This window comes from Peribacillus sp. N1 (assembly GCF_054600815.1).
In genome coordinates this window covers 303,851-329,064 of record NZ_BAAHZO010000006.1, presented here as the reverse complement: position 1 = coordinate 329,064, position 25,214 = coordinate 303,851, and the positions used below count along the sequence as shown (strand labels likewise).

25 protein-coding genes are annotated in these 25,214 nt (G+C 40.1%); 15 read left to right on the top strand and 10 right to left on the bottom strand.

The features are described 5' to 3' along the window. Nucleotides 1–25 precede the first annotated feature (25 nt). Nucleotides 26–361, bottom strand: a complete 336-nt coding sequence (locus ACYP5M_RS22400) for a DUF3905 domain-containing protein (protein ID WP_101224497.1) — start codon at nucleotides 359–361, stop codon at nucleotides 26–28. A 123-nt stretch (nucleotides 362–484) separates the two neighbouring features. Here ACYP5M_RS22400 and ACYP5M_RS22395 point away from each other — a divergent pair, with 123 nt between their 5' ends. After that, nucleotides 485–643, top strand: coding sequence for a hypothetical protein (locus tag ACYP5M_RS22395; RefSeq protein WP_094246584.1), 159 nt, complete (start codon nucleotides 485–487; stop codon nucleotides 641–643). After that, the gene (locus ACYP5M_RS22390; RefSeq protein WP_157831111.1) at nucleotides 643–789 is read left to right on the top strand and encodes a hypothetical protein; all 147 of its coding nucleotides are present in this window, start codon (nucleotides 643–645) and stop codon (nucleotides 787–789) included. Before ACYP5M_RS22395 ends, ACYP5M_RS22390 begins: the two co-directional genes overlap by 1 nt. 37 nt (nucleotides 790–826) lie before the next feature. Here the strand turns inward: ACYP5M_RS22390 and ACYP5M_RS22385 are convergent, their stop codons facing one another. Both ACYP5M_RS22385 and ACYP5M_RS22380 read right to left on the bottom strand, forming a co-directional pair. Beyond that, nucleotides 827–2,587, bottom strand: coding sequence for a B12-binding domain-containing radical SAM protein (locus tag ACYP5M_RS22385; RefSeq protein WP_101224498.1), 1,761 nt, complete (start codon nucleotides 2,585–2,587; stop codon nucleotides 827–829). A 193-nt stretch (nucleotides 2,588–2,780) separates the two neighbouring features. Then, the gene (locus ACYP5M_RS22380) at nucleotides 2,781–3,806 is read right to left on the bottom strand and encodes an acyltransferase family protein (protein ID WP_434168991.1); all 1,026 of its coding nucleotides are present in this window, start codon (nucleotides 3,804–3,806) and stop codon (nucleotides 2,781–2,783) included. 272 nt (nucleotides 3,807–4,078) lie between these two features. On the opposite strand from ACYP5M_RS22380, the gene ACYP5M_RS22375 reads away from it, so the two are divergent. Further along, entirely contained in the window at nucleotides 4,079–6,238 is a 2,160-nt protein-coding gene (locus ACYP5M_RS22375) for a PAS domain S-box protein (protein WP_434168992.1), read from the top strand. A gap of 609 nt (nucleotides 6,239–6,847) precedes the next feature. Next, nucleotides 6,848–7,087: an aspartyl-phosphate phosphatase Spo0E family protein gene (locus tag ACYP5M_RS22370; protein WP_434168993.1), complete on the top strand. Its 240-nt coding sequence runs from the start codon at nucleotides 6,848–6,850 to the stop codon at nucleotides 7,085–7,087. A gap of 305 nt (nucleotides 7,088–7,392) precedes the next feature. Here the strand turns inward: ACYP5M_RS22370 and ACYP5M_RS22365 are convergent, their stop codons facing one another. The 3 genes from ACYP5M_RS22365 to ACYP5M_RS22355 form a co-directional block, all read right to left on the bottom strand. Then, nucleotides 7,393–8,124 (bottom strand): ZIP family metal transporter, encoded by a 732-nt coding sequence (locus tag ACYP5M_RS22365; protein ID WP_101224502.1) that lies wholly within the window; start codon nucleotides 8,122–8,124, stop codon nucleotides 7,393–7,395. A gap of 113 nt (nucleotides 8,125–8,237) precedes the next feature. Beyond that, nucleotides 8,238–9,461, bottom strand: a complete 1,224-nt coding sequence (locus tag ACYP5M_RS22360; protein ID WP_101224503.1) for an MFS transporter — start codon at nucleotides 9,459–9,461, stop codon at nucleotides 8,238–8,240. 142 nt (nucleotides 9,462–9,603) lie between these two features. After that, entirely contained in the window at nucleotides 9,604–11,097 is a 1,494-nt protein-coding gene (locus tag ACYP5M_RS22355; RefSeq protein ID WP_434168994.1) for an ATP-binding protein, read from the bottom strand. A gap of 156 nt (nucleotides 11,098–11,253) precedes the next feature. On the opposite strand from ACYP5M_RS22355, the gene ACYP5M_RS22350 reads away from it, so the two are divergent. The 3 genes from ACYP5M_RS22350 (at nucleotide 11,254) to ACYP5M_RS22340 (ending at nucleotide 15,119) form a co-directional block, all read left to right on the top strand. Then, the gene (locus ACYP5M_RS22350) at nucleotides 11,254–11,691 is read left to right on the top strand and encodes a MarR family winged helix-turn-helix transcriptional regulator (protein WP_034314147.1); all 438 of its coding nucleotides are present in this window, start codon (nucleotides 11,254–11,256) and stop codon (nucleotides 11,689–11,691) included. Between the two features lie 215 nt (nucleotides 11,692–11,906). Then, entirely contained in the window at nucleotides 11,907–13,601 is a 1,695-nt protein-coding gene (locus ACYP5M_RS22345) for a M3 family oligoendopeptidase (protein WP_434168995.1), read from the top strand. A 477-nt stretch (nucleotides 13,602–14,078) separates the two neighbouring features. Continuing rightward, on the top strand, nucleotides 14,079–15,119 hold the full coding sequence (locus ACYP5M_RS22340; RefSeq protein ID WP_459735531.1) for a YkvI family membrane protein: 1,041 nt from the start codon (nucleotides 14,079–14,081) through the stop codon (nucleotides 15,117–15,119). 52 nt (nucleotides 15,120–15,171) lie between these two features. On the opposite strand, the gene ACYP5M_RS22335 is transcribed toward ACYP5M_RS22340, so the two are convergent. Next, nucleotides 15,172–15,786, bottom strand: coding sequence for a hypothetical protein (locus ACYP5M_RS22335; RefSeq protein WP_427573973.1), 615 nt, complete (start codon nucleotides 15,784–15,786; stop codon nucleotides 15,172–15,174). A gap of 189 nt (nucleotides 15,787–15,975) precedes the next feature. Continuing rightward, entirely contained in the window at nucleotides 15,976–16,152 is a 177-nt protein-coding gene (locus ACYP5M_RS22330; RefSeq protein ID WP_064505160.1) for a YkvS family protein, read from the bottom strand. A 454-nt stretch (nucleotides 16,153–16,606) separates the two neighbouring features. Between ACYP5M_RS22330 and ACYP5M_RS22325 the strand changes: the two genes are divergently transcribed. Beyond that, entirely contained in the window at nucleotides 16,607–16,801 is a 195-nt protein-coding gene (locus ACYP5M_RS22325; protein WP_101224508.1) for a hypothetical protein, read from the top strand. 63 nt (nucleotides 16,802–16,864) lie between these two features. Here ACYP5M_RS22325 and ACYP5M_RS22320 read toward each other — a convergent pair whose 3' ends face one another. Both ACYP5M_RS22320 and ACYP5M_RS22315 read right to left on the bottom strand, forming a co-directional pair. Beyond that, nucleotides 16,865–17,341 carry a sigma-70 family RNA polymerase sigma factor gene (locus tag ACYP5M_RS22320; RefSeq protein WP_434168997.1) on the bottom strand — a complete coding sequence of 159 codons (477 nt, stop codon included), beginning with the start codon at nucleotides 17,339–17,341 and terminating at the stop codon, nucleotides 16,865–16,867. A gap of 852 nt (nucleotides 17,342–18,193) precedes the next feature. Further along, nucleotides 18,194–18,979 carry a thermonuclease family protein gene (locus ACYP5M_RS22315; protein ID WP_459735530.1) on the bottom strand — a complete coding sequence of 262 codons (786 nt, stop codon included), beginning with the start codon at nucleotides 18,977–18,979 and terminating at the stop codon, nucleotides 18,194–18,196. 179 nt (nucleotides 18,980–19,158) lie between these two features. On the opposite strand from ACYP5M_RS22315, the gene ACYP5M_RS22310 reads away from it, so the two are divergent. From ACYP5M_RS22310 to ACYP5M_RS22280, 7 genes are all read left to right on the top strand, one after another. Continuing rightward, nucleotides 19,159–19,788: an ABC transporter ATP-binding protein gene (locus ACYP5M_RS22310; RefSeq protein ID WP_459735545.1), complete on the top strand. Its 630-nt coding sequence runs from the start codon at nucleotides 19,159–19,161 to the stop codon at nucleotides 19,786–19,788. After that, a complete protein-coding gene (locus ACYP5M_RS22305; protein WP_230177609.1) occupies nucleotides 19,788–20,573 on the top strand; it encodes an ABC transporter permease in 786 nt (261 codons plus the stop codon). The genes ACYP5M_RS22310 and ACYP5M_RS22305 overlap by 1 nt, the downstream gene beginning before the upstream one ends. A 213-nt stretch (nucleotides 20,574–20,786) precedes the next feature. Beyond that, on the top strand, nucleotides 20,787–21,053 hold the full coding sequence (locus ACYP5M_RS22300; RefSeq protein ID WP_034314127.1) for a phosphocarrier protein HPr: 267 nt from the start codon (nucleotides 20,787–20,789) through the stop codon (nucleotides 21,051–21,053). Beyond that, nucleotides 21,053–22,771 carry a phosphoenolpyruvate--protein phosphotransferase gene (gene ptsP, locus ACYP5M_RS22295; RefSeq protein ID WP_434169000.1) on the top strand — a complete coding sequence of 573 codons (1,719 nt, stop codon included), beginning with the start codon at nucleotides 21,053–21,055 and terminating at the stop codon, nucleotides 22,769–22,771. The genes ACYP5M_RS22300 and ptsP overlap by 1 nt, the downstream gene beginning before the upstream one ends. Nucleotides 22,772–23,078: 307 nt before the next feature. Continuing rightward, nucleotides 23,079–23,864, top strand: coding sequence for an SDR family oxidoreductase (locus ACYP5M_RS22290; RefSeq protein ID WP_434169001.1), 786 nt, complete (start codon nucleotides 23,079–23,081; stop codon nucleotides 23,862–23,864). Nucleotides 23,865–23,902: 38 nt separating this feature from the next. Further along, the gene (locus tag ACYP5M_RS22285; RefSeq protein WP_402941648.1) at nucleotides 23,903–24,772 is read left to right on the top strand and encodes an NAD(P)-dependent oxidoreductase; all 870 of its coding nucleotides are present in this window, start codon (nucleotides 23,903–23,905) and stop codon (nucleotides 24,770–24,772) included. Nucleotides 24,773–24,836: 64 nt separating this feature from the next. Further along, nucleotides 24,837–25,202 carry a hypothetical protein gene (locus ACYP5M_RS22280; protein WP_034314117.1) on the top strand — a complete coding sequence of 122 codons (366 nt, stop codon included), beginning with the start codon at nucleotides 24,837–24,839 and terminating at the stop codon, nucleotides 25,200–25,202. Nucleotides 25,203–25,214 lie beyond the last annotated feature (12 nt).

Below are 25,214 nucleotides of genomic sequence, written 5' to 3'. Positions count from 1 at the left end.
GGGATTCTTGCCCTTCTAGAACGACTCAATCCGCATCGGTGCTGACATCCTTATCGGGATGCATGAAAGGCGGCTGCGGTGCTCTTTTAGCCTCTAACAATTCACGGTTTTCAGTTGTATTCCAGCCTATATCATTGGTGGGGTGTATCCATTCGTCTCCAGCCATGATTTCCGGATCTGTATCTTCACTCCAATTTTCAAGTGGTGAGTTTTCGGATGCATATTTACTGTCGCCGATGACGACTCCATAATCATTAACGAATGGAGCCTTTGGTTTTATGCCGGTTCCTTTAAAGCTTGGTGCGTTAATTTGGTGCGGTTGTGTATCGTCGATAATTGGTGAATCCAATTTTTTTTTCATATAGCGACTCCCTTTCCGTTTTACGGTTATTTTTCTCGTCTGTCCCTATATTATCCCTGAATAATTTCCGGCATTTTTACCCCATTCTAAAGAAGTAAACTATATTAAAAAGGGTGGATGAAAATGAAACGGAAAGCCAATGTGGATGGTGCTGTCAAAGCAAGTAAAACGCCAAAAAGAAACCAAGCTGAAAATGAATTTTCCAATGAGTTCGCAATGGAGGAAAACGCGATGAAAGGTGCCAACCGCAATTCAAAGCAGGGCAGAAAAGGAAGAAGTTAATGGATAAAGAAAAACGGGACAGCGGGGAAAAGATGGGGGAACATGTACGGACGGAATTTGGAATCGAATTCAGCGGCGATATGAACGCAACAAAAATTTATGAGATTTTGGCAAAAGAAAATAAAAAACGTGAAAGTGATAAGTAAATAAGGACGGACCCAATTCTTGGGTCCGTCCTTATTCTTAAAGTATGATGCTGCCAGATTTTGATTGAGGGAAAATCGTTGATCCCTTACCACTCGGATCAAAATAGGCAAGCATGAACGATGGTTTATCGACGATTGTTCCCTCAGCTAAATACGTTTCCAAATCAAAGGGAAGTGCCTCGAGCAATGTGTGTTTGTGTATTTCCTTTTCATTAAGGGCCAAAGCTGTGAAAGAGGAACCAAGCTGTCCAGGGTTATTCAGAATATCTTCATATATCTCTTTCCGCCCATTTTTATCTAATGAAGCTTCCCACCAAGGTTTACGTGGTTTGTATTTTTGATTGATGAAATAATCCAATTTCATGAGTCCGATAATGTTTTTCAGTTCGGCTGATTCCCGGGAAGCCAAAAACTGCTGTAAACGTCTGAACAAGTCTTCAAGCTGATGTCCGATTCGTGACCACCCTTGTTCATCCCAATAGGTACCGAAATCTTGAAAGAAGTCGAACGGTGATTGAAATACCGTTTGGACAAGATATTCCGTGGTATGGTCCATTCTATGATCGTTCCAGTATTTTTCAAGGACATCTTCAACTTGTTTAATGCGGACAATGTCATCGAAGGATAAAACATTATTCCCCAGGATTTCATAGGGAGCATGTTCGCTGTATATATATTGGTGTTCATCGGCACGTATCCGTAAGCCAGTGCCACGAAGCATCTTTAAGAAACCAAGCTGCATCTCTTCGGGTCTGAGCTCGAAAACATCATTGAAGGTCTTTCTGAAAGAATGATAATCTTCTTCAGGCAAACCTGCAATAAGGTCTAAATGCTGATCAATTTTCTGCCCTTCTTTTACCATGGTTACGGTCCTTGTCAGTTTTTCGAAGTTCTGCCTTCTCATTACTAGATCATTCGTATGATCATTCGTCGACTGTACTCCTATTTCAAAGCGGAACAATCCTGCAGGGGCATTATCATTCAAGAACTGGATAACTTCCGGACGCATGATGTCTGCCGTGATCTCGAATTGGAAAACCACACCGGGAAGATGTTCATCGATTAGGAATTGAAACATTTCCATGGCATAGCTTCGGCTGATATTGAACGTTCTGTCAACGAACTTAATTGTCTTGGCACCATTAGCCATAAGGTACCTGATATCTTCTTTAATCTTTTCTCGATCAAAATACCTGACACCCACTTCAATCGATGAAAGGCAAAATTGGCAGCTGAACGGGCACCCTCGGCTAGTTTCGATATAGGTGACACGTTTAGATAGGTCTCCGCGGTCTTCCTCCAAACGATATGGAGTAGGGAGGGATTTTAAATCAACCTTGCCGTTCTGAGGCTGGATGATTTTTCTCCCATCCTGCCGATACGCAATGCCGCCGACCTTCTTATAGTCATTCGAACCTTCGATTTCAGATAAAAGGGCCTTGAAGGTAACTTCACCTTCGCCAATTACGATGAAATCAGCCCCGGGAATCTGATCAAGCCATTCCCCAACATCATAGGTGACTTCAGGTCCGCCCAGGATGATAACCAATTCTGGATTGATCTTCTTCAGCATGGCTACGACCTTCATTGTTTCCTCGATGTTCCAAATATAGCAGCTGAACCCGATTACGTCAGGTTTTTTGGAATGAAGGTCACCAACTATGTTCATAATCGGATCTTTTATTGTATATTCCGCCAGCTGTACATCATAATCTGGCTGGGCATAAGCTTTTAAATATCGGATGGATAGCGATGTATGGATATATTTTGCATTAAGAGTACTGATTATTATATTCATGTTAAAGGGCGTAAAGTAAACGCCTGACTCCTTTCGTGTACATGTCTTTTTAAGCCAACAAGCACTAACGAGTAATTTTACCATAGCGTGCTTCATTTGAAAAATGAGTTATTGTATTGAAGGGGAATCTTTTCCCTTGAAGGTCGATATGAAATAAAAACGGATAAAGCAGAAAATGCTTCATCCGTTTTATTTAAAAAGCTTGTTTAATATATTCTTTTGTTTTAGTCATGAAACGTTTTGTTTTGGTCGCCTTCAATTCGATGATCGGCTGTGCCATCGTAGCGATCATTTCACTTGATAATAACACCGTAATCAAGAAAGAGAGACCGGCGAGCATGATGAAGCTCTCGGTATTGCTGAAGTATTCCTGTATGGTGCTTTCACGGAAGAACCGAATGAAGAAACCATGCAGCAGATAGACATAAAGGGTTTGTTTACCCCAATTCGTAAAGAAATATTGTCCGCGTGGGATGAATGAAAGGAAGCTGAACACTGAAATTATGCTCAATCCATAAAATCCCAGACGTTTGAACATGGACACGATTGTCGCATCTTCAAGTTCGGCATATGGTTTCGAACCGAGCAGCCATTTATAATTGATATCGGTATTTAAATAAAATCCGATAAAAATCACTAACATGACACTAAGTGAAGCCAAACGAATTTTGGGAGTGAAAAGTTTTTTTAAATGGTCCTTGCTTAAATGGTATCCGATCAAGAACATCGGGAAAAAAACGAATGTCCTGGAAAGACTAAGGTAATTGGAGATATTGTCAATATATCCAATCAATAATGCGATTAAGATGGATAAACCTATGCCTACTGATGGCTTTAGCTTTGAAAAACCAAGCAGCATGATGTTCCAGCAGAATAAACTGATCAAGAACCATAGCGACCATTGGGGATCAAGCAGGTCTACGTTGATGGCAGAACGTTCATATAAAAAATAATAGTAAACGGTATATATCAATTGGAAAATGATGTAGGGTAAAATCAGTTTTTTAGTAATTTTACCTAAATACCCTTTTTGATAAAAACCTTTTGCAAAGAAGCCTGAAACCAGGATAAAGGCAGGCATGTGAAAGGAATAAATGGTTTTATATAAAGCATAAATCGTTTCACTGTCATGTATATACGTATTCAGCAAATGTCCAAAGACGACAAAGGCCATGAGAATGAACTTGGCGTTATCGAAGAAAAAATCACGTTGTTTCATTGTTGCCTCCATTTAATAAATTTTTAAGGTAGCTAGAAAGAAAGCATTGTTATCTCTTATACCCTAAATACCTTGTACGAAATCAATATTTATTAAATTTATTATAAAAATCTTAAATTAAGCTTAACGCGAAGTTTTATAGTATTCAATATACTATCATTTGATATATAGTAAAATTTTGTAATTTTATCGTTTTTCGAAAATACCGAGGAAAATCAAGATGGATGTCGAATAAAGTTTGGTAAGTTGGGGTTTTGATGAGGGGGGTTAATATGAATATCGGTTATGAGAATGAAACGGGATATAAACAGGAAATTATAAAATTGAATAAACAAATCGAAGGGTTTTTGAATATTTTCAATTCAATGTCAGAGCCTTATATTAGGGTTGATGAGGAACTGCGTATCACTTTTGCCAATGATGCCTCATGTGCCCTGCTGGAATCATCGAAAAATCAGCTGGAGTCCATGAAGATAACAGATTTTCTCGATGTCATCCCTTTAAATAATCAGGAAGTGTCAAGTTCCCTAAAAACCTCGAATGAACCTGAAAGGCAAATTATCCAGCTTCATACCGGAGCCCTTAAGCAAATAGAGTTTATGCGTATAGGCGAGCTTTCCGAAGGACAGCAGTTCTATCGTTTGAGGGATGTGACATTGGATGTTTCTTCGTCAAGGGAAACAAGGATGTCAAGGCAGATGTTTTTGGACATTTTTGATACAGCCATAGAAAGTATCGTTCTATTCGACAGTTCAGGAATAATCATGGAAGTGAACCATGCCTTTATCCATGTCATGGGCATCCCGAAAAAAGAGATTGTCGGTAAGAATATGAGGGACCTCATATCCCCTGATTATCGGGGATATTGGGATGAGAGCATACAAAGAGCCTTTTATGAGTCGAACTTCAAAGGAGAGGTAGAGATTAAGGTTGGGGATGAACTGCATCACTTTACTTTTTCCATAAGTTCAACGGTAGGAAATGAATTATATATGTCGGTGCTTCGAAGAATTACAGAATCAAATATAATAGAAAAAAAGTTAGAAACGAGCGAACGGATTTTTGCGGAATTATTCGACCAGTCGATGGATGCGATCATATTCTGGAATGATGATGGAATCATTTTTCGGGTCAATCATTCAGCATGTAAAATATTCGAATCCAGCAGAGAGGATTTGATAGGCAGTTATATCTGGAAATACGTGTACAGCAATAATCACCATTTTGGTCAGATGATGGAAACGTTTGAAAGAGACACCCAAGTTCGGGGTGAGCTGATTTATAAAATGCCTAATAACCAAATTAAATTGCTTGAATTGACTGCCAAAAAACATGAAGGTGACGGGTATAACGTAACGATATTTCGAAATGTCAGTGAGCGCTGGTTGATTGAGAAGGAATTAAGGGATAGTGAGAAGAAGTTCAGGAAGATTTTTGAGGGAACATTAGACGGCTTGATTCTCTGGAATCATGAAGGGTTCACGGATATTAATGAAGCAGGTCAAAAAATATTGGAGATTTCAAAGCGTAAACTGCTTTCTTTATCTGTTAAGGGATTCATCAAAAAAATTCCTGAAAATGCTCCTGTCTTGAACGCTCACATTGAAAATGTTTATAAGCATGAGGTCTACTCATCCATCATTCCAATAACATTCGAAGATGGAAGAGTAAAGCATATTGAATTTTTGACAAGGAAAAATTTATATTCGAACCTGAATTTAAGCATTTTCCGAGATGTGAGTAAAAATCTCGAAATGCAGGAACAGATCAGGAAATCGGATACTTTGAATGTCGTTGGTGAACTGGCGGCCGGAATTGCTCACGAAATCAGGAATCCAATGACAGCCTTAAAAGGTTTTATCCAGTTACTTGAAGATGGTGTCAAGGGGGAGTTTTCCACATATTTTCATGTGATAACATCCGAAATTAAGCGAATCGAATCCATTATCACGGAATTTTTGGTACTGGCAAAGCCGCAGGCACTAAAAATTTTTAAACAGGATGTTCATACAATTTTGAGAGAGACACTAGAATTACTGGCCGCTCAGGCACTGTTGGAAAATATTCAATTCGAGACAGACTTTGAAGAAGAGGAATTTAAGGTTTTATGTGAAGCGAACCAGTTAAAGCAAGTGTTCATTAACATCATCAAAAATGCATTGGAAGTCATGCCGGATGGCGGATCTGTTCAAATTAAAACAAGCCGGTTTTCAGAGAAATACGGCTGCATCTCAATTACCGATAAAGGTATGGGGATTTCAACGGAAATGCTAAAAAAATTGGGCGAACCTTTTTATACGACGAAGGATAGGGGAACCGGACTGGGGCTCATGGTCAGCTATAAAATCATTGAAGAGCACAATGGCTATATAGAGGTGGAAAGCGAAGTGGGAAAAGGGACGAGCTTTCATATTTATTTGCCTTTCGAGTAAAAGATATTTGCGACATTACTGCCGAATAACTGGCTAAGCCTGCTTTGATGTGGCTTGGAAGGCAGTAGGCGGAAAGGGAGCGGATTCTGAGAATAACTAGGACGTTTTTCGTGAAAAAAGGTTCTATCTAATTTATTAAAGGGATTGGAACGGAAAGCGTGTGCCTGGAGTGGACAAATAGTACTTATCCTAAAAAACTGCAGGCAGACTGGCTTTTGTTCGAATTTTCTACAGTCTGGGGAATCCTTTATTGGATTCCTTTTTTTGTTCCATCATTATTATCTTGGAATCACAATTAAGCTCATAAAAAATGTTGTGCTTTCATAAAAAGGAACTGTGCCGAATTAATTAAGCGGAAACTAATAATCCCCTCAAACTGGGTAACTTTCGAATCATTTCTCGGAGCTGGCTTCATATGATTCTTCCTGATCATTATCAGGGTTTTATGGTTAGAAATTTCCGTCATATCCTGTCTGCTGGTGGGTAAAGCTTTATCGCAATTTAAGAAGTTTTGTCTTTTTTTGCGAATCTATTTACATATAAGGCATATTTTGTAATACTTCTTTATTATAATGTAACTTTAAAAGGGCAGGAGTAGTGAATGTTGTTATGAATTCTAGGTGTGCAATGGAAATTTGTTCTGAGATTCGAATGAAGCGTTGGGAAATGATGGAGTTAGCCAAAATGTATGGACTAGGTCATGAGTATACCCTTCGCCAAAGCGAGCAGCTTGATAAACTAATAAATGAGTATTTGATCCTTCAACATCATTCATCGGAAGTGAGAAATAAGCGGGAAGAAATGGTTGTTATAGTGCAGCAGCCCTTTAATGATGACATAACCTATTAAGGGAACTGAATGCGTGCATGACCTTTTAAATTGGCAGGCAGGGAGACAATCCCCTTTTTGCGATTTCTCATGAAGGAACCTTTACGAACATATCATTTAAAACAATTAAAGAAAGACTCATATACACAAGAAATATCTTTGGAATTTTCATGGGCTTGGGATATATATCGGGAGAGGTCACCAGAAGGTGTCCTTCATGCATCGGGATTGGTTTAGAGGCCTTATTTTTCTGAATGGATTACACTGATAAATGAAAAGTAAGGGCTGACTCACTTGATGGAGCCAGCCATGGTAGGTGGGGGAAATTACAAAACTTCCAATAAAATTACCATGAACAAAAGGCCGACGATGAAGGAATAGGTTGATGTGCGTTCATTACCATCCCCATGGCTTTCAGGAATCAATTCCTTATAAACGATGAAAAGCATGGCCCCGGCGGCGAAGGCTAGGCCGTATGGAACCAGGAACCCAATGTAAGAGGTTAAATAATAACCCAATAATCCTGTAATTATTTCGATGGTACCGGTTAAGGTTGCTATAAGGAACGCTGTGAGTTTACCAATTTTTTGATTAATTAAAAACAAAGCCACCAGCAAGCCTTCCGGAGCATTTTGCAGGCCGATGGCAAAAGCGATCAAGTTACCTGTATCAGCTGTATCAGACGCATAACTGACCCCGACGGAAAGACCCTCAGGAATATTATGAAGTGTAATGGCAGTGATGATGAGCAAAGCCTTTTCATCGAACTGAATGCCACTTTTCGTATGGCTGAGATCGATATGAGGAATGTTTTTTTCCATGATCGTTAATGTCAATACCCCGAGAAACACTCCAATGACTAGCTGAATATACCCTCCAGTGGCCAGAGACTCCGGGATCAGGCTCAATAACGAAGCAGCCATCATGATTCCAGCGGTGAATGCCAGAAGAGTGTCTCTGAATCGATGTGTGATTGAACCTTGAATGAACAAGATCGGTAACGCACCAAACCCTGTAGACATAGCAGATAGGATGCTGCCTAATAAAACTCCACTCATAAATTTCTCCTTTGTATGGTACTTATCGTTACTTAGTTTAAATTTTTGGGTGAAACAATAATTTATTGTATTTAGACATAAAAAATATGTTCCAGGAAATAACAATTTTGCAGTTACTCTTCTGCATACCATTTTTTCAATGTTTGATCAGTCGGCAGTGACATGCTGATGATTCCCAGCAATGGCAGGAATCCCACTAGCTTAATCATGGATTCGATTCCAATTATATCGGCAATGGCTCCTAATGAAACGGATCCAATGGCACCCATTCCAAAGGCTAACCCTACAGTCAACCCTGCCATCGTTCCGACTTTCCCCGGGACCAATTCCTGTGCGTATATTACAGTGACGGAAAAACTGCTCATTATAATGAATCCCGCCATCAATAATAAGATAAAAGCGGCTGTAGGAGGTACGAATGGTAAAAGTGCTGTTAGTGGCATGCTGGCAGCGAATGAAAAGAAAATGACATTTTTGCGCCCGAATCTATCAGCAAGCGGACCTCCGAAAAACGTACCTACAGCACCAGCGGCCAAAAAGGCAAATAGGAAAAATTGTGCGGATTTTATCGTGAATGAATACTGCTCGATCAAATAAAAACTATAAAAGTTCGTCATGCAAGATACATACCAAGAACGTGCAAAAATAATGAATAATATCAATACCAGGGCTTTTGCCACTTTATGGGACCGCTCTTTATTGATTACTTTCGCAGCAAGCTTTTTAGGCTGGAAGTGAACTAACTTTTGGGAATACCACTTGGCAATATACAGCAATAGGATAACGGCCATTAAGGCAACCAGGGCAAACCAGAGTGCGCCTTTTTGCCCAAAAGGAACAAGTACGATGGCTGTGATGAGCGGGGCAAGTGCCTGCCCGCTATTCCCTCCGACTTGATAAATTGATTGTGCCAGGCCTCTCTTTGATCCGCCTGCCATGTAGGCAACCCTGGAGCCTTCCGGATGGAATATGGCTGACCCTAAGCCCATCAAGATGACTGCACCAAGGATAATGGTATAGTTTGGGGCAAGTGCAAGAATGATGACCCCTATTAAAGTACTGGTCAACCCGATGGGCAATGCATATGGAAATGGCTTTTTATCAGTATAGAACCCAACTGCCGGTTGCAGAAGCGATGAGACGATATTCAGGCAGAATGCAATCATCCCCAGCTGTGTATACGTTAACGACATTGATTTTTCGAGGATTGGGAACATGGCCGGTACGACGGCCTGTAGAGAATCATTCATTAAATGACATATGCCTATGATGATCATGATTTTAAGAGTCATATCCTGTTTTTGCGGTTTTGTTTTAATGGCAGCGATACTTCCCATCTGTTTATTTCCTTCTTCCTGATTGAGATTTTTACCTATTCAATAAATAGATTCAAGAGGCATGCACCGTATGCAGGACATCTTAAAATAAATCGGAATCGTTACTAGTCTTCATAAAAAAATGAAACCCTTCAATGTATTGCTATGAATGTTTTATCAGCGGTAAGCTGATTGTAACGGTTGTACCGATTTGAGGTTTACTTGAAAACTCGATGGTACCGTTAAAAGATTCAATAATTCGTTTACACACAAATAGCCCTAATCCGGTTCCTTCCTTTTTCGATGTATAGAAGGGATCGAACACTTTATCTATATCTTTTTCATTCAGTCCTTGCCCGGTGTCGATGATCATGAGTTTAGCCCATTCATTTTCATGGTGAATTTGAATCTTTAACTTTTTCCCAACTTCCATGGCCTCGAAACCGTTTTTGGCAATGTTAAGAATGACTTGTTTGAGTTGGTCCTTTGTACAATGAACCCGGATCGGCTCCTTTATGATATTCCATTCCACTTCAATATTGAAGTGACGTGCTTCTGATTCTATTATTGGTCTCAATTCAGCAATGATACTGCGAATATCATTTAAGGATAAAGTCTGGGCCATTGGCTTCCCTAAAATTAAAAATTCGCTGACGATGCTATTGATCCGTTCAATTTCCTTCATGATGACAGAGTAATAGAACTGATCTTGTTCTTCAGGGTGTTTTTCAACCAATAATTGCACTAGCCCCTTTATGCCGGTAAGTGGGTTTTTTATTTCATGTGCAGTACTGGCAGCTAAAGTACCGACAAAATCTATTTTTTGGCTTTCGTTTAGTAACTTTTGTTTTTTGGTATTCCTGCGAACGATCAGTTCCTCCACGATGATATAGATCATGTGAGTAAAAAAGAAGGTGAAAAAGACAAGCATTAAAAAAACATTCATGTTATTTGTGTTAATCTTATCGGGCACTTTGACCGACAGTGTCCAATCGACTTCGGTCAAAGGGAAATCCACCCATTTTGAATGTCCAGTGAATCCTTCGGCATTCATATCTATAATTCGGGTTTTGTCCTTTGTTTCCAATTTAAAGGTATGACCGGGGTTAAGGATCTTTAATCTTTTTTCCATATGATCCAGTCTGATTTGTGCTAATAAAAATCCTTGCACTTTTCTATCTTGATCCAGAATGGGAGCAAAAATGGAAAAATAATTAAAATCATGGCTATGTAGCTCATTTGTTTCTGCAACAACCGCTTTTTGAGTTTTTAAGGCACGCTCAATATCATTCTGTTCAATTAAATAGTTATGATGGAAATTCTTATTCGTCCCTGAAATGGACACACCGTCGCGATTTAGCCAATACACTCCTGCATACCTGGAATCTGTATCTTTGATCCATTTCAAAAGAAGTTCTGTTTTTTTGTCATCCATATAAAGCATGGAACTGCTAAGGCTAAGCAGCTCAAGGCTTTCCTTCGTTTCACTGATAACTTGATCTATGTATTCTTGATAAACCGTTCCCGCCCATTTAGCTTGTTCCTGTCTTTCTTTTTGAATGGAACGATCTAAATGCATCCAATAAATGATAGAGAGGAAAATTAATGGTAAAATAACAATAAGTAGATATGTGGTGAATTTATGCCTTGTTTTCATGTTTGTCACTACTTTAGCTTTTTTTTCAAGTATATCAAAATGATTGATTAAACAATAGTGCATACTAACAGGGCAGATTGACAAAGAAGTCTTTATGTCATATAATAACTTTTAATTCAAGATATTTTAATTAAAAATTTTTAAGGTTGTGAAGTTATGGAGAATAATAACATCCAACAGTCTTTGAAACTGTTTATCGTGATGTCTAGAGCTCATCGATCCATTAATGATGTAGTAAATAAACATATAGCTGAAGAGGGTTTGAATCCAACAGAGTTTGCAGTACTGGAATTACTTTATCATAAAGGGGATCAGCCTCTTCAGCAAATAGGCGGAAAGATCCTGCTGGCGAGCGGCAGCATTACCTATGTTGTGGATAAACTTGAACAGAAGGAATATCTACAGCGAATTGCATGTAAAGAGGATCGCCGTGTAACCTTTGCAAAAATAACGGATAAAGGAAAGGCCTTCATTGAAGGAGTATTTCCTGAGCATGAAAAAAGAATCGATGATATCATGAGTGTACTTACGCAGGATGAAAAGGCCACCGTGATCGAATTGCTTAAAAAGATTGGGTATTCCGCCCAAAATTAGCTAAAGAACCAGCACCCGGATTGACTGCAGGTGCTGGTTTTTTTATGTCTGATAAAACCTGAATTTGTTTCGAGGACATAGAGGTTTTTAATAACGCTGTGGCGAATTTTTATATTACGATAACCGTGACAAGATGAATGTGACCTGGATTGGAAACTGTTACTCTGGATTATACAGGAAAAAAATGTTTTTATATTGTGAAAAGGAGCGTACATATGAAATTTAATGAGTATGAATATAAACGTCCTGAAATGGATGAAATTAAAACACGGTTCATGAAAGCTTTGGAAAAGTTTACTGACGCTGCTAATGCCGATGCACAAATAAAAGCCATGGAAGAAATAAATGAAATTCGAAATTATGTAGGTACGATGTTTAATTTGGTCTATATACGGCATTCCATTGATACCAATGATGATTTTTATAAAGCGGAGAATGATTATTTAGATGACTTCTCCCCTGAAATGGAAGAGTTAACCTCCAAATTTTACAATGAACTCGTTCGCTCGAAATATCGCAAGGAGCTTGAGTTGAAATGGGGAACTCAACTATTTGACCTGGCAGATGCCCAACTCAAAACTTTTTCGCCCGAAATCATACCACAGCTGCAAAAAGAAAATAAATTATCAAGCGAATATTCACAATTGATAGCCTCTGCAAAAATCCCCTTTGATGGAAAAGAATTAACACTAGCGCAGCTTCAGCCTTTTATGGAGTCCTCGGATCGTGAATTAAGGAAAAATGCAAGTGAGGCATATTACGGTTTCTTTGAAGAAAAGCAGGAGGAATTGGATCGTATATTCGACGACCTTGTCAAGGTGAGGCATGGAATTTCGACAGCGCTCGGTTATGGGAATTTCGTGGAACTTGGGTATTATCGAATGACAAGGACTGATTATGATGCTGAAATGGTTGCTTCATTCCGCAAGCAGGTGAAAGAGGAAGTGGTACCGCTTGTCACCCGGCTGAAGGAACGTCAGCGCGAACGTCTTGGATTGGAGAACCTGAACTATTATGATGAGAATTTCCATTTCAGAACGGGTAATGCCACTCCAAAAGGCGATGCCGGGTGGATCATCGAAAACGGGAAAAAGATGTACAAGGAGCTTTCGCCTGAAACGAATCAGTTTTTCAACTATATGATAGATAATGACCTGATGGACCTTGTGGCGAAGAAAGGAAAAGAGAGCGGAGGCTATTGTACTTTTATAGAAGACTATAAAGCTCCATTCATCTTTTCCAATTTCAACGGAACTTCCGGGGATATAGATGTTTTGACACATGAGGCAGGTCATGCATTCCAAGTGTTTCGCAGCCGTGATCTTGACATTCCTGAGTATTATTGGCCCACATATGAAGCATGTGAAATCCATTCGATGAGCATGGAATTTTTAACTTGGCCATGGATGGAGCTATTTTTCAAGGAAGATACGGAAAAGTATAAGTTTTCCCATTTAAGCGGTGCCCTCATATTCCTTCCGTATGGGGTGGCTGTTGATGAATTTCAGCATTTTGTCTATGAAAATCCTGATGCTTCACCAGTTGAAAGAAAGCAGGCTTGGCGTAAGATCGAGATGGAATATTTGCCGCATCGCGATTATGAAGAAAATGAATTCTTGGAGAATGGCGGGTATTGGCAGCGGCAAAGCCACATTTATCAATCACCTTTTTATTATATCGACTATACATTGGCCCAGATTTGTGCTTTCCAATTCTGGAAAAGGTCGACTGAAAAAGATGAAACGGCTTGGGAGGATTATTTGAATCTGTGCCAACTTGGAGGCAGCAAGTCTTTTCTTGATCTCGTTGAATCTGCGAATCTGAAATCCCCATTTGTTGACGGGACTGTAGAGTCCGTTGTGAAGGTGATAGACGAATGGCTCTCCACTATAGATGATAAGGCATTATGAAATATCAGGCTTGATGATACGAACTGGATACTTGAAGGAATGGTCTAACTCCGAACCATGATTATAAAAGAAGACTTGGTTATCCTTCATGAACACTTTTTTATATAGAAAGAAACCTTATTATTGGATTGAAGAAATTTTGCGACACTCCTGCCGAATTACTGACTAGCCGAGACCCCACAGGCGCCTGCTTTGATGCGGCATGGCAGACAGTCGGCGGCAAAGGGAGCGTATTTCTGAAATCAATTGGAACTTTTATTAATTTGTTTACAGTCTGAACGCTTGGAGATTATTCCAAGCGTTTTTTAAAATCTTTCATACGTTCGGAATGATGATTCACAGTGAAATGCATGAGGAGTTTCAGACTGCACAATGAGAGGAAGTAACCCAGGAAAAAAACAGCCGACGAAAGGAATATTACTCGGCTTGTCTTAAATGTCTCTTCCTTACATATAAATGTAGGGAGGAGGGGAGAGTATGCTGTCAAGGTGGTCAGGGAGTTTTCAGATTGCAGCGGTTTATGTAGGCACAGTCGTCGGTGCAGGATTTGCAACTGGAAAAGAGATTGTCGAGTTTTTTACCCGTTATGGCTTTTATGGTTTTATCGGGATTTTAATAGCAGGTTATATTTTCATTTTCACTGGAACGAAAATCATGCTCATTTCCGCAAAGATCAGAGCATCTTCTTATGAGGAGTTCAATCAATTTCTTTTTGGCAGGAAAATAGCAGGAATCATCAACATCTTCTTCCTTATCATGCTTTTAGGGGTGACAGCTGTCATGATTTCGGGCTCTGGAGCCGTTTTCGAAGAACAACTTGGCGTGTCTAAAAGTATAGGAAGTTGGTCTACGATCATTCTGGCATCCTTGGTCCTGATGATGGGCATGCGCGGTGTTTTCACTGTGAACTCGTTTGTTGTACCAATCATGATCTGTTTTAGTTTGATCCTTTTTTTCTCGACTTTGGGTAATGGGGATTTCTTTAAGACCCTTACAAAAGTTCCAGATGAAGTGATCACCGTGAAAATGCTTTTATCACCATTTGCCTATACAGCCTTTAACCTTGCTTTGGCACAGGCTGTGCTGGTTCCGGTTGCTTATGAAGTTCGAGATGAGAAGGTCATTAAACATGGAGCAATCCTTGGAGGGATATTCCTTACGATCATTTTATTGACGGGGCATTTTTCACTTATGACACTTCCTGACGTGAATGGTTATGAAATTCCTTCAGCAGTTATTATGAGAACGGCAGCCAGTCAGTTATATTGGATGTTCATTTTGGTGATTTACGGGGAGATATTCACTTCGGTCATCGGAAACATATATGGATTACAGAGGCAAATCAGCAGTTATATTAAATTGCCAAGCATGCTGATCATAGCGGTGATTTTTTTAATAGCTTTGATCATTAGTGAATTCGGCTATGGAAGGTTACTAGGATATATTTATCCGGTTTTTGGATACATAAGCCTCCTTTTTTTAATTCTGGTCTGGAAAAGCAAGGCGGGGAAGGAGTGATGAAGAACGGGGGGCCTGAACTTAGCCCTCCGCATCAGGGGGGAATCAATGTTCATCCTTTCATCAGCGTCTTAGCCATCTCTAGAAAAGCATCCCGGTAATCTCGATCTTTTTTTGTGAACATAGTTAAGCGGACGGGTGCTTTTTCATCCTTGAGCAATATGGAAGTGATCACATCATCCCCACTTTCCACTTCAAATCCCGTGCCGCCCTCGATTTCAAGGGAAGGATCCCTAATCGTTTCTGAAATGCTTTCCAGCTGGGATTGAACATTTTTTTCCACCTCATCCCAATTGACATCCGTCTTCAATAGTTCTATTCTCATATAAATGGAGTCATCTTCAGTCAGGAACACAATATCCTTTCCAGGTTCTTCGGCACTTAATCTGAATTGTTGCAAAACATAAAGGCTGAACGGTTGATTATCACTTTTTTTTAAGAACGCTGTTTTTTCCTTTGCTTCCCCGTTAATTGAATATTGCAGGTTTTGCTCCATCAGTCTTATTTTGTTATTACGATTATCTCCTTGAGAGGTATTGCCTTCGTTCCCCTCCTTTACTGAACCTTCTTGTGGCTCATCTGCATTTTCGTCTGTGGTCGTACCGCAGCCAGTCAGCAGAATAGCGGCGAATGTGACACAGCCAATATAACGTGTCCAACGAGTCATTTGTTTCCCTCATCTTTCTGATAGAAATTCCAATCTGAATTTGGATATGTTGCACCACATACAAGTGTTTTGCCCTTTAATGAATTAGACGGAGTAAAATGGAAATGGTTACAAAAAACTGAAGAATCAATTCATACGCTCGCTAAAAAGTAAAAACGGAATGGTATAGAGAAACCATCCCGTTTTGTATTAACCTATGATTTTATAATTTTTATGGTTGACGACGGTTTTCTGTTCAAGTTCCAAATCACGATAATTTTCCATATACGTGACGTCCACGATTACTGAGTTCTCGTTCACTTTCTCGACGATTCCTTTTAAGCCTTCTCTAAATTCAATGATATTTCCAACTTCCGCTTTCTTCATGGTAATCATCCTTTCCCATTTTGTTTCCAATGATCAAAAAGTAACTATGGAGTAATTGGATTATTCGAACATCTTGCCGTTTAGATTTTGACGTGGGAAGTGCCAGTAAGAGAATTAGTTATCTCTCATGTCGGTACAGTAAGCTAAACTTTTAAAGGGAGGTGCGATTCTTGAAATGGACCAGCTGTAATGATATGGCATAATTTGGTATATATTGCAAACGCAGTTATACGTACCAGTATGTAATTCTATGTACAAAATATGCCAATCATTTTACATTATGATATTTTACTATACAGTTTGCACTATTTTAAAGCATACGTAAAGAATAATGTAGCAAGAGGGCCTCAAAAAATTCTGATTTATATTTAGTGGCCTGCTTATGTTAAAATGAAAACGGAATTTCTCCTGTCTGAATATGATGGAACATTTGATAATTAAGGAGGATAATATGATGAATGCAGATGAAGCAAAAGAAGTACTCGATAAACTGGCGAACCGGGAAATGGATGAATTCAGGATAACAAAAGAAGAATTTTTAGCTTTTCGTGAGATTCTTGTTAAAAGGGAAGACTTTAAACATTTTCGGGGGAATGCCCAACATAACGGTGTGATAATTTATACGTATTTAGAAGAAGCGAGAAGTTAATCGATGTAAATAATTTGGGGTGGCTCATGATTGAGCCACCCCAAATTATTTACAATGGAAAAATCACTTGTTCCTTAATTTATTTAAAGCGGACTTTCTCCATGATTTGACGGCTGCTGCAGTGACTTGATAGACCTCAGCGATTTCAGACACTGTTTTATTTTCGAGGTATGTCTGTAAAAGCCAGCGTTGCTGATTCAGTGTCAATCCTTCCGTGTAGGTTAAGATATTATCGATGGCAAAGGCCTCTTCATGCATCGTAAAAGGATCCTTAATCTCTAATATGAAGGAATCAAAGGGTTCAGTGCGGATCTCATATTTATGATGATGCTTTAATTCGTTCAGAATTTTGCCTTTGATTACCGTATAGGCATAGTTGGAGAATTTTCCGTATTCCTCATTGAAATTCCCCAATGACTCCCATAAAGCAATCAAGCCTACTTGAAAATATTCTTCCTTATTTTTATAGATGGAAAGTGAGCGGATAATATGATGGATCATCGGGGTGAATTCCTTCGTTAGTGCTGAGAAATCTTCCATTAAGCAAGTCACCTTTAGAAAGTGCACTTTTCTGTATTCCCGGGTGCTTCTACCATAAATAAAACGATCATATATAGCCAAAATGCGTAACGGAAAAATGGAGGGGGAAAAAGTGGGTTTTAAGGGAGCTGAAAAGAACCTTATTGAAGGGAAAAACTAGATTCAGATAATCTTGAAAAAGGTGACCAAATGAAAAAAACACATCCTGATATTGGATGTGCCGAAACAATTCACTACTATTTTTTTTAGTTTTTCCTCTTCATTCAATGTAAAGCCATACACATGAATGCTCCGTTTGTAGAGAAAAGGGAGCTTGGAAAGGTCTCATTCCGAATTGTGAATATAAAACTTTTTTTGGAGGGGTTGTAAAATTTGGTAGGGCACTCGCTTTTCCCGCAGGAGTCTCACGCCTTCAGTTCCAATCAAATATGTTTTAAAAGATAGAACTCCTTTTGTCTACAAACTGGATAATAACGAAGGTTCGAAAGGCTCTCACCCCGACCATTATTTTAAAGGAAAATAGGTTCCTACTTGTTTCTTTGCTTATTATACATATGATGGAAACTATCTGGATGGAGGCAGGCAGACGGCGGAAAGGGAGCGGATTTCTGAAATCCGCTGGATCTTTTTAAAATAAAAAACTGCAGGCAAACGGATCTTCTTTTAATTTGCCTGCAGTCTGTACATTTAAAGATGTGTAATTTTCCAAATCATCATTTAGTTTTTAAAAATAAGGAAGCGGGGGAGAAAAGCAGTAACGAAATATTTTTGGTTGTATTTCATTTTGTATCACCCCTAAAAAATTCCAAATGCGAGTTCGGAAGCGGGCATATTGATAAACCGTTGAATTTGTTAACTTTGCGATTTTCGGAAACCGGCATCCTGTGCGTCCTGTTCGGTACAAAACATTTCTTCTGGTTTAGTTATTTCGTAATATTGGCCCGAAGGAATGTGATATATTTTATTGCCTTTAGAGTTTATATTCCCTTTAATTTGCGGGTTACTGCAAGATCCAGTCGGATTTTCCACTGTTACTTCTTTTGAATGGGAATCATCAAACCCCTTTGAAGTTGCATAGTTTTCAATAGACCAAATACCGATTTCGTCTCTTTGGGCTTGTTTCTGAGTATCTTCCAATTCTTCAAGATATTTCGTGTTCGGTGCATAAACATAAGCTACCCTTGCCAGTCCTTTTTCCAGCAGGAGTTTATTCACCATTTTGCCATCAACATAAAAATAGGCCAGCAGCCGGTCGTATTTATCCCTTTCACCTATGCCGGTTTCTACTTCCACTTCAGAGCCAGCAGGCATGAGTTCCTTGGCGAACTTGCTTGCTTCAGGTCCAAAAGGCTGAACGGGCTTGGATGGGTGCACGGTTTCTGGAGTATCTACCAAAAGGAGCCTGACCGTTTCTTCATTTCCATTATCCATTTTGATTTTTACTGTATCACCGTCAACAACTTTGATGATCTCGGCTGTGAATGTCTTGCCTTTTTCTTCATTTGAAATTGAATCTTCCTGTTTGGATTGATTAATCTGGTCATCTGATGCTGCCTGGCAGCCAGACAACGTAATCAGGCAAAGTGCAGTCAGGAGAAAAACATTCAGATAAGAATGTAACAAGGAATTTCCGTTCATGATAAGTCCCCCCATTTATTAAGGTGTTTTCCATGTCCGTCATGGATATATTCGGCAGGACTAATACTAACCCATAAAAAAGCGAAAGAAAATGAAAAATTTTACATGCATCGCTACCCCGTATCATGATAGTTTCTTATAATGATATGGTGGAGTAAGGGAGGCAGGCGTGCAAAATGATATTTAGGCTTGAAAATATTAGGTATAAAGGGATTTTGAAAATTGATGATTTGAAAATACCCGCTTGTATGGTTACTTGCTTGACTGGGGAAAGCGGTGCAGGAAAAACCTCACTGCTCCGATTATTGAACAGGATGGATGACCCGGATAGCGGTTCGATCTATTATAAGGATCAGCTGCTGGATAAATTCAACCCGATAGAGCTCCGGCGTAAAGTCACAATGCTTTCTCAGGCACCGTTCACTTTACCTGGTACGATTGAAGAAAATCTTCAGATTGGCCTGGAATTGACGGAACAGGAAAAAAAGGATAAAGCCGAATTGGTTAAAGCACTTGAAACCGTCCAGTTGCAGAAGTCTTTAGACGAGGGGGCGGAGAATCTTTCTGGCGGGGAGAAACAGAGGCTGGCACTGGCGAGGCTACTTTTATTGAAACCCGAGGTGTATTTACTGGATGAGCCGACCTCGGCTCTCGATGAGGAAGCCGAGCTGACGGTCATGAGCCGTTTTTTAGAAGAAGTAAAGCGGGAAAAAGGAACGGTCATCATGATAACCCATTCAAAACAGCTTGCGGACATCTGTGCTGAAAAGAGGATCGTTCTGAAAAAGGCGAAGGAGGGTGACTATTAATGGAGGCGAATGGGATAATAGATATTGAGTTCTGGCGTCTTTGTGCGGCCTACGTGTTTGTAGTAATCCTGCTCATAATCGTGAAATGGCGCGGGATTTCACGGGAAAAGCAAATCGTGCTCGCTACGGTACGGATGACGGTCCAACTCGTTCTCGCCGGTTATGTTTTGACATATATCTTTGAAAATCCCCACCCTTTACTTTCTTTGGGATTTCTATGTGCGATGTCCCTGTTTTCCATCCATAATATTTTTAAGCAAGTGTCCCATACACTTAATAAGAAAATCAAAAGGATGGTTATCCTAAGTATGTTATCAGGTCCCATGGCTGCCTTGTTTTATTTTAATGTGGTCGTGATCCATTTCACCCCATGGTATGAGCCGAGGTATTTCATTCCAATTGCTGGAATGATCGTGGGAAATGCGATGACAGGAGTGACATTGGCGCTTAAAAACCTCCATGATGGGATTAGCAGTAATCGTGAAAAGGTAGAAGCGATGCTGATGCTTGGAGCGACTCCAGCGAGGGCTGTTAAGAAATATGTGGATGCTGCATTCGACTCGGCAGTGCTCCCGACTTTGAACAATATGCTCGGGATGGGGATTATCTTCCTCCCAGGAATGATGACAGGGCAAATCCTGTCGGGGATAAGCCCGCTAATCGCTATTGAGTACCAGATTGCGATACTAATCGGGATTCTCGGAAGTGTTTCATTAACGGTGGTCCTTTTCATTATGCTGAGTTTCAGGGCTTTTTTTACCAAAAATGCACAGCTGTCCATTTAAACATTGAAGAATCTGAAAAGTAATAGTTGCAGTTCCTTCTATATTTTTGTACTATTTTGTAGGTACCAATAGTTTTGGTTTGTTTGTTGGGAATGATAATGCTATCCTGATAAGGAAAAGGGCATTTCTTTTTTTCGTTTCTTTCCTGATGGATGGAGAAAACCCCTTACATAACCTATTTTTGTTAATTTATCTTAAAGGAGATTGATTTATATGGTAGAAAAAACATTTACAGTAACTGCAGAAACAGGAATTCACGCTCGTCCGGCTACATTGCTTGTACAAGCTGCAGGAAAATTTGATTCAGAAATAAACCTTGCTTATAAAGAGAAAAAAGTGAACCTTAAGTCCATTATGGGTGTAATGTCTCTAGGTATTGGCAAAGGGGCGGAAATTACGATTTCTGCTGAAGGAAGCGATGAAAATGATGCACTAAACACACTTGCTGAAACGTTAAACAGAGAAGGATTAGCAGAATAATGTCCACTTTGATTAGTGGAATAGCAGCTTCAAACGGAATAGCCATCGCTAAAGCCTATCGACTGACTGAGCCAGATTTATCGATTGAAAAAAGAAGCATAGAAGATGTCGGGGCTGAAATATCCCGTTTTAAGGAAGCTATTCAAAAGTCAACAAATGAATTGGAGATAATCAGGGATAAAGCCGAAAAAGATTTAGGGGCCGATAAAGCCGCTATCTTTGACGCGCACCTGCTTGTTTTAGCTGATCCGGAACTTATCACTCCAATTCAGGATAAAATACAATCAGAAGGCGTCAACGCTGAGTTTTCCTTAAATGAAACCGCAAGCATGTTCATTACGATGTTTGAACAAATGGATAATGAATACATGAAGGAACGTGCGGCGGATATCCGTGACGTCACGAAACGGGTTCTGTCACATCTTTTAGGTGTTCATATTCCTAATCCGAGCATGATTGCTGAAGAAGTGATCATCATTGCGGAGGATTTGACTCCATCCGATACAGCACAGTTGAATCCGGCATATGTTAAAGGATTTACGACAGATATTGGTGGACGTACATCCCATTCAGCCATTATGGCACGTTCATTGGAAATTCCAGCAGTCGTTGGAGCGAAGTCAGTGACCTCGTCCATTGAAAATGGTGACTTGGTCATAATTGACGGGCTAAAGGGTGAAGTTCACATCAATCCTACTCCTGAACTCGTGAAACGCTACGAAGAGGAGCAGGAAGCCTATGCCATGCAAAAGGCTGAGTGGGCTAAGCTGGTTAATGAAAAAACCGTTACAAATGATGGCCATCATGTGGAATTGGCAGCCAATATTGGTACGCCGAAAGATCTTGAGGGCGTTCATCAAAATGGCGGTGAAGGCATCGGGTTATATCGTACGGAATTTCTTTATATGGGCAGAAATGACTTTCCAAGTGAAGAAGAACAGTTCGAGGCATACAAAGCTGTGCTGGAAGGAATGTCAGGTAAGCCTGTAGTCGTCAGAACGCTTGATATTGGCGGGGACAAGGAGCTGCCATATTTAGAGCTTCCTAAGGAAATGAATCCTTTCCTTGGATACCGTGCTATACGCCTATGCTTAAATGAGCAGGAGATTTTCCGGACTCAGCTCCGTGCCCTGCTTCGTGCAAGCATTTACGGAGATTTGAAAATCATGTTCCCGATGATTGCCACGCTTGCTGAATTCCGCGAAGCTAAAGCCGTTTTGGCTGAAGTTAGGCAGGAATTGCTTGATAATGGTGTTCAAGTTGCCGAAAAAATTGAAGTCGGAATCATGGTTGAAATCCCTTCAACTGCAGTGATGGCGGATATTTTTGCTAAGGAAGTCGATTTCTTCAGCATTGGCACTAATGACTTGATTCAATATACGATGGCCGCTGACCGAATGAATGAGAGAGTATCCTATTTATATCAACCATACAATCCAGCGATTTTACGCCTGGTTAAAATGGTAATAGATGCAGCTCATAAAGAAGGGAAATGGGCCGGAATGTGCGGGGAAATGGCTGGAGATGAAGTGGCCATACCGATATTGATCGGATTGGGCCTTGATGAATTCTCAATGAGTGCCACTTCGATTTTAAAAGCACGTTCTCTAATTAGCCAACTTTCACTTGAAGAGATGAAAAAACTATCTCAGGAAGTTTTAGGGCTGGATACGAATGATAATGTGAAAGAAGCGGTAGTTAACGCTTTGAAGAAATAAATATATCAGGAAAAACGCACCCCATCCACAGAACCTTCGGATGGGGTGCTGTCCTGTAATTCTTGCTTGATTATTTGAGAATAAATGTTTATTGCTTCAAAATGGGGGTAAATAAAAAGCAAGCACAGTTGTTTAGCTCTATTAGGGCAGCTGACATTCTCATTTCCCCCTTTGACGCCGGTTGGGTTATCCAACCGGCTATTTTTTGTAAATAAAAATCACAATAATGATTATTCAGATTTTTCACTTTACGGTTATGACGATATAATGGAATTATGATTTTAAGAAAATGGAGGTTAAATATTATATGGAATTACATTTGGAAAAGAAAAATGCCTTGATTTTAGCTTCAAGTCAAGGTTTGGGGAAGGCTATGGCAGCTGAATTGGTTAAGGAAGGGGCAAATGTCATGCTGGCAAGCCGTGATGGAGAAAAGCTTGCAGCCGTACAAAGGGAATTATCGCAGCTTGGGACGGGGAAAGTTTCTTATAAGGTAACGGATATAACAAAAGCTGAAGATATTAAAAGCCTGGTTGGGCAAACTGCTGAGGAATTCGGCGGTATCGACATTCTTATTAATAACGCCGGAGGTCCTCCAGGGGGTTCATTTACGGATTTCAATGATGAAGAATGGCAACAATCCTTCGAACTTAATTTACTAAGTTTCATCAGGACGATCCGTGAAAGCTTGCCACATTTAAAAAAACAGGGCGGGAAAATCGTTAATATTGCTTCTTCATCCATTAAGGAACCGATTCCAGGATTGATATTATCGAATACATTCCGGACGGCAATCGTTGGATTGTCAAAGACGTTAGCTTCAGAATTAGCACCGGACCGGATTTTGATCAATACAGTCGGTCCAGGAAGAATCGCAACAGACCGCGTTCAGCACCTTGATGAAATGAATGCGGAGAAACATGGCGTCACTCCTGAGGAGGTGACTGAACAATCGATTAACAAAATCCCTCTTGGCCGTTATGGGGAACCCGAGGAATTTGCAAGGTTCGTTACTTTCCTTGTTTCAGGCGCTAATACATATTTAACGGGCCAGTCGTATTTAGTTGACGGAGGAATGATAAAGTCCATTTAAGACTTTTTGAAACAAAATGATTGGGAGGAATCTGCAATATGCAATCGAACAAAGTGATCGGCTTCATAGGTTTAGGAGTTATGGGAAAAAGCATGGCCGCAAATCTTCTTAAGGCGGGATTTGAGGTGTTTGTTTATACAAGGACGAAAGATAAGGCAAGTGAGCTGCTCTCACAGGGAGCGAAGTGGGCATCTGCACCAAAGGAAATTGCGCAGAGAGCCAATGTGATCATTTCCATGGTGGGATACCCTAGTGATGTGGAAGAAATCTATCTGGGGGAAAATGGGCTTATCGAGAACGGGAAACAAGGAACCCATTTAATCGATATGACGACATCCACTCCATCTTTGGCAGTGAAAATTGCAGAAGAAGCCAAGAAAAGGGGCATGGAATCATTGGATGCACCGGTTTCCGGAGGAGATATCGGTGCTCGTGATGCGAAGCTTACGATCATGGTCGGCGGGTCTAGTGAGGCATTTGAAGCTGTCCTGCCCATTTTTGATATCATTGGCAGCAATGTTGTCCATCAAGGCCCGGCTGGCTCAGGACAGCATACGAAAATGTGCAATCAAATCGCCATTGCATCCAATATGATCGGAGTGACTGAAGCGATTTCCTATGCCAAAAAGGCCGGGTTGGATCCGGACCGGGTTTTAAGGAGCATATCATCGGGTTCCGCCGGAAGCTGGTCACTGTCCAATCTTGTGCCGCGAATGGTTGAAGGGGATTTTGAACCTGGTTTTTATATCAAGCACTTTATCAAGGATATGAAGATTGCACTTGATGAAGCGGAAAGAATGGGAATGGACGCTCCTGGATTAAGCCTGAGCAAATCCCTATATGAGGGGCTGGCAGAAGCTGGCGAGGAAAATAGCGGTACACAAGCATTATATAAACATTATAATTAGTGCTAGCATTTCTATATCATGAATAAGCTGATAGCGACAGCCTTTACAAAAAGGAGTGAAAGCTATGGGCGAATTCGATGATATCAATATGAAATTCCAGGAATTAGAAGATGGTCGATATATTGTAAGGATTGAAGGTTTTAAGCGAGAAAAAACCATTCACCAAACAAAGCCCATTCGTTGGGATCTGAAATTAATGAATGAAAGTCCGCTGATACTGCCGGTGAAATTCAGTCATATCGAAACGAATGCCGGTTTTCAGATCCTGATGCGCGAATTGAAGAGTTTAGGTTTTTCAAAGCCGCGCTCCGCAAAGGAATTTGAAGAAGTGATGGCTGATTTACTTGGGTCAATCGTTGAAGTGAGCCTTACCACGACAAATAAGGAAGAGGGATATCGGGAAATTCGTTTCTTACGGAGGTTGTATTAATTGACTGACTTG

What these genes read in the sequence shown, in the direction of transcription:
- ACYP5M_RS22335 (WP_427573973.1), bottom strand. Translation starts at nt 15,786, where the DNA reads ATGACTCGTTGGACACGTTATATTGGCTGTGTCACATTCGCCGCTATT.
- ACYP5M_RS22375 (WP_434168992.1), top strand. Translation starts at nt 4,079, where the DNA reads ATGAATATCGGTTATGAGAATGAAACGGGATATAAACAGGAAATTATA.
- ACYP5M_RS22325 (WP_101224508.1), top strand. Translation starts at nt 16,607, where the DNA reads ATGAATGCAGATGAAGCAAAAGAAGTACTCGATAAACTGGCGAACCGG.
- ACYP5M_RS22390 (WP_157831111.1), top strand. Translation starts at nt 643, where the DNA reads ATGGATAAAGAAAAACGGGACAGCGGGGAAAAGATGGGGGAACATGTA.
- ACYP5M_RS22365 (WP_101224502.1), bottom strand. Translation starts at nt 8,124, where the DNA reads ATGAGTGGAGTTTTATTAGGCAGCATCCTATCTGCTATGTCTACAGGG.
- ACYP5M_RS22305 (WP_230177609.1), top strand. Translation starts at nt 19,788, where the DNA reads ATGGAGGCGAATGGGATAATAGATATTGAGTTCTGGCGTCTTTGTGCG.
- ACYP5M_RS22285 (WP_402941648.1), top strand. Translation starts at nt 23,903, where the DNA reads ATGCAATCGAACAAAGTGATCGGCTTCATAGGTTTAGGAGTTATGGGA.
- ACYP5M_RS22395 (WP_094246584.1), top strand. Translation starts at nt 485, where the DNA reads ATGAAACGGAAAGCCAATGTGGATGGTGCTGTCAAAGCAAGTAAAACG.
- ACYP5M_RS22385 (WP_101224498.1), bottom strand. Translation starts at nt 2,587, where the DNA reads ATGAATATAATAATCAGTACTCTTAATGCAAAATATATCCATACATCG.
- ACYP5M_RS22280 (WP_034314117.1), top strand. Translation starts at nt 24,837, where the DNA reads ATGGGCGAATTCGATGATATCAATATGAAATTCCAGGAATTAGAAGAT.
- ACYP5M_RS22370 (WP_434168993.1), top strand. Translation starts at nt 6,848, where the DNA reads ATGAATTCTAGGTGTGCAATGGAAATTTGTTCTGAGATTCGAATGAAG.
- ACYP5M_RS22320 (WP_434168997.1), bottom strand. Translation starts at nt 17,341, where the DNA reads ATGGAAGATTTCTCAGCACTAACGAAGGAATTCACCCCGATGATCCAT.
- ACYP5M_RS22350 (WP_034314147.1), top strand. Translation starts at nt 11,254, where the DNA reads ATGGAGAATAATAACATCCAACAGTCTTTGAAACTGTTTATCGTGATG.
- ACYP5M_RS22300 (WP_034314127.1), top strand. Translation starts at nt 20,787, where the DNA reads ATGGTAGAAAAAACATTTACAGTAACTGCAGAAACAGGAATTCACGCT.
- ACYP5M_RS22360 (WP_101224503.1), bottom strand. Translation starts at nt 9,461, where the DNA reads ATGGGAAGTATCGCTGCCATTAAAACAAAACCGCAAAAACAGGATATG.
- ACYP5M_RS22380 (WP_434168991.1), bottom strand. Translation starts at nt 3,806, where the DNA reads ATGAAACAACGTGATTTTTTCTTCGATAACGCCAAGTTCATTCTCATG.
- ACYP5M_RS22340 (WP_459735531.1), top strand. Translation starts at nt 14,079, where the DNA reads ATGCTGTCAAGGTGGTCAGGGAGTTTTCAGATTGCAGCGGTTTATGTA.
- ACYP5M_RS22315 (WP_459735530.1), bottom strand. Translation starts at nt 18,979, where the DNA reads ATGAACGGAAATTCCTTGTTACATTCTTATCTGAATGTTTTTCTCCTG.
- ACYP5M_RS22345 (WP_434168995.1), top strand. Translation starts at nt 11,907, where the DNA reads ATGAAATTTAATGAGTATGAATATAAACGTCCTGAAATGGATGAAATT.
- ACYP5M_RS22400 (WP_101224497.1), bottom strand. Translation starts at nt 361, where the DNA reads ATGAAAAAAAAATTGGATTCACCAATTATCGACGATACACAACCGCAC.
- ACYP5M_RS22290 (WP_434169001.1), top strand. Translation starts at nt 23,079, where the DNA reads ATGGAATTACATTTGGAAAAGAAAAATGCCTTGATTTTAGCTTCAAGT.
- ACYP5M_RS22355 (WP_434168994.1), bottom strand. Translation starts at nt 11,097, where the DNA reads ATGAAAACAAGGCATAAATTCACCACATATCTACTTATTGTTATTTTA.
- ptsP (WP_434169000.1), top strand. Translation starts at nt 21,053, where the DNA reads ATGTCCACTTTGATTAGTGGAATAGCAGCTTCAAACGGAATAGCCATC.
- ACYP5M_RS22330 (WP_064505160.1), bottom strand. Translation starts at nt 16,152, where the DNA reads ATGAAGAAAGCGGAAGTTGGAAATATCATTGAATTTAGAGAAGGCTTA.